5 protein-coding genes and 1 pseudogene are annotated in these 6,934 nt (G+C 62.1%); all 6 read left to right on the top strand.

Going from position 1 to position 6,934, the window contains the following annotated elements; all coding sequences use genetic code 11:
* Positions 1-3 precede the first annotated feature (3 nt).
* Complete coding sequence (livM, locus tag EN750_RS12010; protein ID WP_245482682.1) at positions 4-1,554, top strand: high-affinity branched-chain amino acid ABC transporter permease LivM; 1,551 nt, start codon at positions 4-6, stop codon at positions 1,552-1,554.
* Positions 1,554-2,588, top strand: a pseudogene (locus tag EN750_RS12005) (ABC transporter ATP-binding protein); the annotation flags it as partial. The gene livM and the pseudogene EN750_RS12005, both read left to right, overlap by 1 nt.
* Before the next feature lie 89 nt (positions 2,589-2,677).
* The gene (locus EN750_RS12000; RefSeq protein ID WP_127396551.1) at positions 2,678-3,406 is read left to right on the top strand and encodes an ABC transporter ATP-binding protein; all 729 of its coding nucleotides are present in this window, start codon (positions 2,678-2,680) and stop codon (positions 3,404-3,406) included.
* 112 nt (positions 3,407-3,518) lie between these two features.
* On the top strand, positions 3,519-3,866 hold the full coding sequence (locus tag EN750_RS11995) for a DUF6867 family protein (RefSeq protein ID WP_127320415.1): 348 nt from the start codon (positions 3,519-3,521) through the stop codon (positions 3,864-3,866).
* Between the two features lie 137 nt (positions 3,867-4,003).
* The gene (locus EN750_RS11990) at positions 4,004-5,122 is read left to right on the top strand and encodes a branched-chain amino acid ABC transporter substrate-binding protein (protein WP_127382923.1); all 1,119 of its coding nucleotides are present in this window, start codon (positions 4,004-4,006) and stop codon (positions 5,120-5,122) included.
* A 288-nt stretch (positions 5,123-5,410) separates the two neighbouring features.
* The coding region (locus tag EN750_RS11985; RefSeq protein WP_127396548.1) for a biotin carboxylase N-terminal domain-containing protein at positions 5,411-6,934 on the top strand (1,524 nt) is incomplete at its 3' end.

Raw genomic sequence — 6,934 nt, 5'->3', positions numbered from 1 at the left:
CCTATGCAGCGCGCGTTGCGCGAGTCACTTTATGCCGCTGCCATATCGTTCGGCCTGTTCGTGCTGTTCATCGGCCTGAAGACCGGCCAGAACATTTCCAATGAACTGGTCCTGACGACGCGCTGGGGCCTGCTTGCCGCCGTGGTGATCGCCACGGCCATCGGGCGCTTCCTCTATGTCGCTTATGGCCAGCCTTTCCTGGCCAACCAGAAGATCACCGACGTCGCCACCGGTCTGCTGCCGGCCAGCGTGGCGTCACGCTTCTTCCAATTGCCGGCCTTCATCGTGGCCTTGGTCGCGGCGGTGGTGTTGTTTGCGGTCAACAGTTCTCTCGTCGGATGGGTGGGAGCGGAGCCGGCGGGCTATGTGCAATTCCTGCGCGCCCTGGCGGTCATCTATGTGCTGGCCTGCGTGATCTATTATTTCCGGGGCTTCATCCATGCCAACTTCACCAAACTCGGCATTGCCGCGCTGATCCTCTATCCGATCCTGGTGGTGGCGATCCTGTCGCTGATGTCCTGGTCGTTCGTCGGCGGGCTGCAAGGCTCGCTGAAATGGGTCGACAATTTCGGCATCCAGATCCTGATCTATGTGATGCTGGCCTGGGGCCTGAACATCGTCGTCGGCCTCGCCGGCCTGCTCGACCTCGGTTATGTCGCCTTTTACGCGGTCGGCGCCTATGCCTATGCGCTGCTCGGCACGCAGTACGGCCTGTCGTTCTGGATCCTTTTGCCGGCCGCCGGCGCCATGGCCGCCTTCTGGGGCGTGCTGCTCGGCTTCCCGGTGCTGCGCCTGCGCGGCGACTATCTGGCGATCGTCACCTTGGCTTTCGGTGAGATCATCCGCCTGGTGCTGATCAACTGGCGCGAGGTCACCAACGGTTCGGCCGGTATTTCCGGCATCCCGAAGGTCACCTTCTTCGGCCTGATGACCTTCAACGTGTCGGACCCCAATTATATCGCCAAGGTGCTGCATCTGGCGACATCGAGCGCCTACTACAAGATCTTCCTCTATTACCTGATCCTGGCGTTGGCGCTGCTGACAGCCTTCGTCACCATCCGGCTGCGGCGCATGCCGGTCGGCCGTGCCTGGGAAGCGTTGCGGGAGGACGAGATCGCCTGCCGCTCGCTCGGCATCAACACCACCACCACGAAGCTCACAGCCTTCGCCACGGGTGCGATGTTCGGCGGCTTCGCCGGCGCGTTCTTCGCCGCACGGCAGGGCTTCGTCAGCCCGGAATCCTTCGTCTTCCTGGAATCGGCCATCATCCTGGCCATCGTCGTTCTCGGCGGCATGGGTTCGCTGGTCGGCATTGCGGTCGCCGCAATGGTGATGATCGGCGGCACCGAGGCATTGCGCGAACTCGACTTCCTCAAGCAGGTCTTCGGGCCGGACTTCACACCGGAACTCTACCGCATGCTTCTGTTCGGCATGGCCATGGTCATCGTCATGCTGTGGAAGCCGCGCGGCTTCGTCGGCAGTCGTGAACCAACCGCCTTCCTCAAGGAGCGAAAGGCTGTCTCAAGCTCCTTCACCAAGGAAGGACACGGCTGATGAATGCGAACCCTGTTCAGAAGGCCAATTCCGGCGTGAACGACGCTATCCTGCAGGTCGATCATCTGTCGATGAAGTTCGGTGGCCTTGTGGCCATCGGCGATCTGTCTTTCGCCGCCAAGCGCGGCGAGATCACCGCGCTGATCGGCCCTAACGGCGCCGGCAAAACCACGGTGTTCAACTGCATCACCGGCTTTTACAAGCCGTCGGAAGGCATGATCACGCTCAACCGGAACGATGGTTCGACCTTCCTGCTCGAGCGGCTGCCCAACCATGAGATCCCGGCGCGCGCCAAGGTGGCGCGCACCTTCCAGAACATCCGCCTGTTCTCCGGCATGACCCTGCTGGAGAACCTGCTGGTCGCCCAGCACAACAAACTGATGAAGGCATCGGGCTACACGGTCCTCGGCCTGTTCGGCTTCAGCGGCTATCGCAAGGCCTCGGCCGAATCGGTGGAACTCGCCAAGCATTGGCTGGAAAAGGCCGATCTTGTCGACCGTGCCGACGACCCGGCCGGCGACCTGCCCTATGGCGCGCAGCGCCGCCTCGAGATCGCTCGCGCCATGTGCACGGGACCCGAGCTTCTGTGCCTCGACGAACCGGCGGCCGGCCTCAATCCGAAGGAATCGGCGGCGCTCAACGAGTTGCTGATCGACATCAAGAACACCGCGGGCACGTCGATCCTGCTGATCGAGCATGACATGTCCGTCGTTATGCAAATCTCCGATCATGTCGTGGTGCTGGAGTACGGCCGCAAGATCTCCGACGGCAGTCCGCAATCGGTGCGCACGGATCCGCGCGTCATCGCCGCCTATCTCGGCGTCGACGACGAGGAAGTCGAGGCGGTTCTTACCGAAGTCGGCGACGAAGATGTGATCGAACAGCTCGATACCGGGCCGGATTACGCACATGGTCCGGGGACATCGTCGTCCTATCTCGCCGGGCCGGTGACCGACACGGTGGGCCACAGTTCAGGTGAGCGGGTTACGGTCGCCAAGGGCGCATCAAAGGCGGGTCAAGTCGACGCAAGAGCCAATGCCGCGCCCAGAAAGCCGTCCGAGCGGGTGAAGGCCAAGCCGGCCGCGAAACCTCCCACAGCCAAGCCGCGCGGAGGGCGTAAATGATGGCCGCGACAACGCTGCTCGATATCAAGGGCGTGCAGACCTATTACGGCAACATCCGGGCGCTGAACGGCGTCGATGTCACTGTGAAGGAAGGTGAGATCGTGGCGCTGATCGGTGCCAACGGCGCCGGCAAGTCGACGCTGATGATGACTATTTTCGGCGCGCCGCGCGCTCGCGCCGGCACCATCACCTTTGCCGGCACCGACATCACCCGGATGCCGACGCACGAGATCGCGCGCATGCGCATTGCCCAGTCGCCCGAGGGCCGGCGGATCTTTCCGCGCATGACGGTGATGGAAAACCTGCAGATGGGCGCCAGCCTCGACAACCTCAAGCACTATGACGAGGACGTCGAGAAGGTGTTCACGCTGTTCCCGCGGTTGAAAGAGCGCATCACCCAGCGCGGCGGCACGCTGTCGGGCGGTGAGCAGCAGATGCTGTCGATCGGACGCGCGCTGATGGCACGGCCGAAGCTGCTTTTGCTCGACGAGCCGTCGCTGGGTCTCGCGCCACTGATCGTCAAGCAGATCTTCGACGCCATCCGCGAACTGAACCGCACCCAGGGGCTGACCGTGTTCCTGGTCGAGCAGAACGCCTTCGGCGCGCTGAAGCTCGCCACGCGCGGCTACGTCATGGTCAACGGCAATGTGACGATGAGCGGCACCGGCAAGGAGCTGCTCGCCAATCCGGAAGTGCGCGCCGCCTATCTCGAAGGCGGACACCACTGAGTTCGGAGCGGAATGCGTGCATCCGCCATTCCGCTCCAAATTGTTTGTTTGTCGCATGATCTTTGTCCGGAAAGTCCGCAACTTTTCGGGGTCATGCTAAGGAGACTTCACCATGCAGGGCATTCTTTACGAGGAACCCTCGATCTGGCAGTTCTTCTTCGTCACCTGTCTGCTCGGCGGCTGGGCGGCGTGGATGACGGGCAAGGCCAGTGCTCAGACGTGGCGCAGCTTCATCCAGCTGTTCGCCTATATGCTGGGCCTCGGCATCGCGATCCGCTTCATCCATCACGCGCTGTTCGGCGGCACCATGTTCTCGCTGCACTATTATGTCGTCGACACCATCGTGCTGATGATCCTCGGCTTCGTCGGCTATCAATACACGCGCACCAACCAGATGGTGACACAGTATAATTGGCTCTACGAAAGAGCTTCAATCTTGAGCTGGAAACCGAAAGGTTGACGTTCATCATTAACGCCGCCTCGGAATTGAATCGGCGTGACAAGTGCCTGAAAATCGGCAAACTATGCTTTCTGCGATAAGGGTGGGCATCGCATGAAAGCTTCATCCACGCCCACTCCGTAAATGGGAGCGTTTAAATGAAAAAGTCACTTTTGTCCGCCGTAGCCCTGACCGCGCTTGTCGCGTTCGGCGGCAACGCGTGGGCCGATGTAATGTTCGGCGTTGCCGGCCCGATCACCGGTCCGAATGCCGCCTTCGGCGCACAGCTTCAGAAGGGTGCGGAAGCGGCTGTCGCCGACATCAATGCCAAGGGCGGCATCAACGGCGAGCAGATCAAGCTCGAAGTCGGCGACGATGTCTCCGATCCGAAGCAGGGCATCTCGGTTGCCAACAAGTTCGTCGGCGACGGCGTCAAGTTCGTGGTCGGCCACTTCAACTCGGGCGTCTCGATCCCGGCGTCGGAAGTCTATGCGGAAAACAACATCGTCGAGATCACCCCGGCTGCCACCAACCCGCAGCTCACCGAGCGCGGCTTGTGGAACGTGTTCCGCACCTGCGGGCGCGATGACCAGCAGGGTAGCATCGCCGGCGCTTATCTCGCCGCAAACTTCAAGGACGCCAAGATCGCCGTCGTGCACGACAAGACCACCTACGGCCAGGGCCTTGCCGACGAAACCAAGAAGGCGATGAACGCCGCCGGCGTGACGGAAGTCATGTACGAAGGCATCAATGTCGGCGACAAGGACTTCTCGGCGCTGATCGCCAAGATGAAGGAAGCCGGCGTTTCCATCATCTATTGGGGCGGCCTGCATACCGAAGCCGGCCTGATCATCCGCCAGGCGGCCGACCAGGGCCTCAAGGCGACGCTGATTTCCGGCGACGGCATCGTGTCGAACGAGCTGGCTTCGATCGCGGGCGACGCGGTTGCGGGGACGCTCAACACGTTCGGCCCGGATCCGCGCCTGATCCCTGCCAACAAGGAACTCGTCGAGAAGTTCCGTGCGCAGGGTTTCGAGCCGGAAGCCTATACGCTCTACGCCTACGCTGCCGTGCAGGCGCTTGCCGAAGCAGCGACCGTTGCCAAGTCGAACGACCCGCAGGCAGTTGCCAAGGCGCTGCATGAAAACGGCCCGTTCAAGACCGTGCTCGGCGACCTGTCCTATGACGCCAAGGGCGACCCGACGCTGCCCGGCTACGTCATGTACGAATGGAAGAAGGGCGACGACGGCAAGTACACCTACATCCAGAAGATGTAAGCGTCAGTCTCCAGACCGTTTACGGATGCCCGGCGCCTCGCGCCGGGCATTTTCTTTTGCCATCACGTTTAGGGGGCGGCCGACAGAGCCGGGTCCTTAGCCGGTGAATGATCGTGCGCTAACTGCAAAGCCGGCGCTTTTCTTGCTGTTCGGATGAATGCGAAGGGCTTCTGGCGCAATGATTCCATTTCAATCGGTTTAAACGCACGTCAATTTTGTTTGCACTGCAGCATTTTCACGCTAATCATTGCGCCGATTTCTCTTCCTTCCGTTGCTGGAGCCCAGTCCTTGGCCATCACGAAGATCCTCGTCGCCAACCGGTCCGAAATCGCCATTCGCGTTTTTCGCGCGGCCAACGAACTCGGCCTCAAAACCGTGGCGATCTGGGCCGAGGAAGACAAATACTCCCTGCATCGCTTCAAGGCCGACGAGAGCTACCAGGTCGGACGCGGGCCGCATCTGACCCGGGACATGGGGCCGATCGAAAGCTATCTGTCGATCGAGGAGGTGATCCGCGTCGCCAGGCTGTCGGGTGCCGATGCTATTCATCCCGGCTACGGATTGTTGTCGGAAAGTCCCGAATTCGCCGACGCCTGTGCCGAGGCCGGCATTACCTTCATCGGCCCGAAGCCGGACACAATGCGGCGGCTCGGCAACAAGGTCGCGGCGCGCAATCTCGCCATCGAGGTCGGGGTGCCGGTGATCCCCGCCACCGATCCGTTGCCGGATGACATGGAGGCGGTCAAGAAACTGGCCAAGGGAATCGGCTATCCGGTGATGCTGAAGGCGTCATGGGGCGGCGGCGGCCGCGGCATGCGCGCCATCCGTGCCGAAGCCGACCTTGCCCGTGAAGTCACCGAAGGCAAGCGTGAGGCGAAAGCCGCCTTCGGCAAGGACGAGGTCTATCTCGAAAAGCTGATCGAACGCGCCCGCCATGTCGAGGTGCAGGTGCTGGGCGACACCCATGGCAATGCGGTGCACCTGTTCGAGCGCGACTGTTCGATCCAGCGCCGCAACCAGAAGGTCGTCGAGCGGGCGCCGGCGCCCTATCTCGAAATGTCGCAGCGCGAGGAGCTTTGCGGCCATGCGCTGAAGATCGCCCGCGAGACCAGTTACATCGGCGCCGGCACGGTCGAGTTCCTGCAGGATGCCGACACCGGCAAATTCTATTTCATCGAGGTCAATCCGCGCATCCAGGTCGAGCACACCGTCACCGAGCAGGTGACCGGCATCGACATCGTCAAGGCGCAGATCCACATCCTCGACGGCTTTGCCATCGGCACACCGGAATCAGGCGTGCCGGCGCAGAAGGACATAAGGCTGAACGGCCACGCGCTGCAGTGCCGCATCACCACGGAAGATCCCGAACACAATTTCATCCCCGATTACGGCCGCATCACCGCCTATCGCGGCGCAACAGGCTTCGGCATCCGCCTCGATGGCGGCACCGCCTATTCGGGCGCTGTCATCACCCGCTTCTACGATCCGCTGCTGGAAAAGGTGACGGCGTGGGCGCCGACGCCGGCCGAGACGATCGCCCGCATGAACCGGGCGCTGCGCGAGTTCCGCATCCGCGGCGTCGCCACCAACCTGACCTTCCTCGAAGCGATCATCAACCATCCGAGCTTCGCCGACAATTCCTACACGACCAAGTTCATCGACACGACGCCGGAACTGTTCCAGCAGGTCAAGCGCCAGGACCGCGCCACCAAGCTCATCAACTATCTCGCCGACGTCAGCGTCAACGGCCATCCCGAGACGCGCGGCCGGCCGCAGCCGAAGGCCGATGCGGCCGCACCCGTGGTGCCTTAC

This window comes from Mesorhizobium sp. M7A.F.Ca.ET.027.03.2.1, from assembly GCF_003999175.1.
Classification (GTDB): Bacteria; Pseudomonadota; Alphaproteobacteria; order Rhizobiales; family Rhizobiaceae; genus Mesorhizobium.
This window is presented reverse-complemented; position numbering and strand designations above follow the sequence as displayed.

What these genes read in the sequence shown, in the direction of transcription:
- EN750_RS11995 (WP_127320415.1), top strand. Translation starts at nt 3,519, where the DNA reads ATGCAGGGCATTCTTTACGAGGAACCCTCGATCTGGCAGTTCTTCTTC.
- EN750_RS12000 (WP_127396551.1), top strand. Translation starts at nt 2,678, where the DNA reads ATGGCCGCGACAACGCTGCTCGATATCAAGGGCGTGCAGACCTATTAC.
- livM (WP_245482682.1), top strand. Translation starts at nt 4, where the DNA reads ATGCAGCGCGCGTTGCGCGAGTCACTTTATGCCGCTGCCATATCGTTC.
- EN750_RS11990 (WP_127382923.1), top strand. Translation starts at nt 4,004, where the DNA reads ATGAAAAAGTCACTTTTGTCCGCCGTAGCCCTGACCGCGCTTGTCGCG.